The organism is Pseudothauera nasutitermitis (assembly GCF_004801295.1).
In the GTDB taxonomy this organism is placed as follows: domain Bacteria; phylum Pseudomonadota; class Gammaproteobacteria; order Burkholderiales; family Rhodocyclaceae; genus Pseudothauera; species Pseudothauera nasutitermitis.
In genome coordinates this window covers 1-387 of record NZ_SSOC01000019.1, presented here as the reverse complement: position 1 = coordinate 387, position 387 = coordinate 1, and the positions used below count along the sequence as shown (strand labels likewise).

At 67.4% G+C, this 387-nt stretch carries 1 protein-coding gene; it reads left to right on the top strand.

Annotation, left to right across the window (positions count from 1 at the left end):
* The coding region (locus tag E6C76_RS22155) for an Ig-like domain-containing protein (RefSeq protein WP_168734410.1) at positions 1-387 on the top strand (387 nt) is incomplete at both ends.

Below are 387 nucleotides of genomic sequence, written 5' to 3'. Positions count from 1 at the left end.
CGACAATGCGAGCAACACCGCGACGGATACGGACACCGCGGGCTACGACCTGTTGCCGACGGTGGGGGTGAGCTTCGAGATCAGCGATGCGGGGGTGGGCACCCTGACCGGCACCAGTGAGCACGCGGCCAGCGTGTCGGTGACGATCACCGGCAGTGACGGCAGCAATCTGGGTCCGTTCCCGGCGACGCTGAATCCGGATGGCAGCTGGAGTGTGGATCTGAGTGGCGAGAGCTTCGACGAGGAGGTCACCTACACGGCGACGGCCACGGCCACGGACAACGCGAGCAACACCGCGACGGATACGGACACCGCGGGCTACGACCTGCTGCCGACCGTCGGGGTGAGCTTCGAGATCAGCGATGCGGGGGTGGGCACCCTGACCGG